General features: G+C 74.0%; 3 protein-coding genes. All 3 read right to left on the bottom strand.

Going from position 1 to position 2,435, the window contains the following annotated elements; all coding sequences use genetic code 11:
• Positions 1 to 36: 36 nt before the first annotated feature.
• A complete protein-coding gene (locus tag ACYVE9_RS23060; protein ID WP_461029813.1) occupies positions 37 to 1,011 on the bottom strand; it encodes an NADPH:quinone oxidoreductase family protein in 975 nt (324 codons plus the stop codon).
• An 80-nt stretch (positions 1,012 to 1,091) separates the two neighbouring features.
• Entirely contained in the window at positions 1,092 to 1,775 is a 684-nt protein-coding gene (locus ACYVE9_RS23055; RefSeq protein ID WP_461029812.1) for a TetR/AcrR family transcriptional regulator, read from the bottom strand.
• Positions 1,772 to 2,435 (bottom strand): SDR family oxidoreductase (locus ACYVE9_RS23050; protein ID WP_461029811.1); only part of this gene is annotated, 664 nt, incomplete at its 5' end. The genes ACYVE9_RS23055 and ACYVE9_RS23050, both read right to left, overlap by 4 nt.

Below are 2,435 nucleotides of genomic sequence, written 5' to 3'. Positions count from 1 at the left end.
GGGTGCCGGGCACGCGCGGGCGCGGGGCGGCGGTGGTCAGCCCGGGACGACGACCACGCGGCCGGTGGTGGTGCCGTCGTAGACGCGCTGCACGGCGTCCCCGGCGGCCTCCATCGTGACCTGTTCACTGACCAGCGGCCGGATCGCGCCGCGGTCCGCCAGCGCGGTCAGCTCGCGGTGGCAGTCGCGCACGGCCTCGGGGTCCTTCGCCTGGTAGAGGCCCCAGTGCAGGCCGAGCACCGAGTAGTTCTTGATCAGCGCGTGGTTCAGCCCCGGCGTGGGCACCGCGCCCGAGGCGAAACCGACGACCACGATGCGGCCCTCGAAGGCGATGCACTTCACCGACTTCGCGTAGGCGTCACCGCCCACCGGGTCGTAGACGACGTCCGCGCCCCGGCCGCCGGTCGCCTCCTTCACCACCGCGACCAGGTCGTCCGTCCGCCGGTCCACCACCAGGTCGCAGCCCAGTTCCCGGGCGACCTGGGCCTTCTCGGCGCCGCCGACGACACCGATGACGGTCGCCCCGGCCGCCTTGCCCAGTTGCACCGCGGCGCTGCCCACCCCGCCGGCGGCGGCGTGCACCAGCAGCGTCTCCCCGGCCTGGATGCGAGCCCTGCGGTGCAGGCCGAACCAGCCGGTCTGGTAGCCGATGTGCAGGGCCGCCGCCTGCGCGTCGTCCAGCACGGACGGCGCGGGCAGCGCGGTGGCCGCGTTGACCACGGCCTGCTCCGCGAAGCCGCCGTCCGGCAGCACCGGTTGGGCGATGACCCGGGTGCCCACCGGCTGCCCGTCGCCGGCCAGTACCTCACCGCACACCTCGACGCCGGGGGTGAACGGCAGCGGCGGCCGCACCTGGTAACGCCCCAGGCACAGCAGCGCGTCGGGGAAGTTGACGTTGGCCGCGAGCACCCGTACCAGGAGTTCGCCCTCGCCCGGCTCGGGCTCCGGCACGTCCTCCAGGCGCATCACCTTGCCCGGCTCGCCGTTCTCGTGCACTCGCCATGCCTTCATGTTCTCCCCATCCGGTTCGCTTGTGTCGTCGGTGTGGTCCCGCCCCGCGCGCCCCCGCCGGGGGGACGCGCGCTGCGGGCTCAGGGGCGCAGTGCCCGCAGCAGCAGGTCGGCGAGGTGGTCGGCGACCTGCCGCGGACTGAGGGGCCCGTCGGGGCGGTACCAGGTGTTGAGGTGGTGGATGGAGCCGAAGTGGTAGTCCACCACCAGGTCGGCAGGGGTGTCCGAGCTGAACACCCCGCTGCGCTGGCCTTCTTCCACGAGCGCCCGGAACCGTTCGTGGTAGCGGCGGCGCTCGGCCCGCACCTGCTTCTGCTTCTCGGCGCTGAGCTGGTGCATGGAGCGGAAGAAGATCGTCGCGTCGTCGAGGTTGTCGACGGTGGTCACCACCACGTCGGCAGCCGCCGCGCGCAGCCGCTCCTGGACGGGCGCGTCCATACCGGCGCAGGCGTCCAGACGTTCCTGCTGGAGGCGCAGGAGCCGCGAGTACACCTCGTGCAGCAGGTCGTCCTTGGAGCCGAAGTAGTGGTAGAGCGCGCCCTTGGTGACGCCGGCCGCCTCCACGATGTCCTGCACCGAGGTGCGGTCGTAGCCCCGGTCGGCGAGCAGCCGGGTGGCGTCGGCCAGCAGGCGTTGCGGGACCGGGCCCGGCGCGGCGGCCGGCCCGGCTTCCTCGGGGCCCGCCTCGTCGGGAGTGTCGGCGGGGGTGGCGTCGGCGGGAGTGGGGGCGGCACCGGTACCCGGGCGTGCGGCGGGCGTTGTCATTGTTCCTCCTGCGCCTTCTCCAGCTGCTGCTGGAGCTTGTTCATGCCGAGCAGCCACCGGTCGGGGTCACCGGCTCGGGCTCGGGCGTACCTGGCGACCTCCGGGTGCGGGAGCACCAGGAAGCGTTCCTCGGCGATGGCCTCGTGCACGGCCTCGGCGACCTGTTCCGGCTCGATGGCGGACGGGCCCAGTACCAGGTCACCACGGGTGCCGGAGGCCCGCAGCATGTCGGTGCGCACGCCCTGCGGGCACACGGCGTGCACCCGGACGCCGCGGTGCCGGTAGGTGACGTCGAGCCACTCGGCGAACGCGAGGGCGGCGTGCTTGGAGACGCTGTAGGGCGCGGAACCGATCATGGTGAGCAGGCCGGCGGCGGAGACGGTGGAGACGAAGCGGCCCCGGCCCCGCTCCAGCCAGTGCGGGAGGAGCACGCGGGCCGCCCGCACGTGGGACATGACGTTGACGTCCCAGGCCGTGTCCCAGACCCCGTCCGCCTCCTCGGGACCGCCGCTCGGCGCGATGCCCGCGTTGGCGCAGAACACGTCGACACGGCCGCCGAGCGCTTCGAGGGCGGCGGGCACCACCGCCGAGGCGTCACCCGGCAGCGCCACTCCGCCGATGTCCGCGGCGACCGCGTGCGCACGATCGGCGTCGAGGTCG

The sequence above is a fragment of the Streptomyces sparsus genome, from assembly GCF_054776295.1.
Note: the sequence above shows the minus strand (reverse complement) of the source record. Positions and strands in the feature narration are given on the sequence as shown.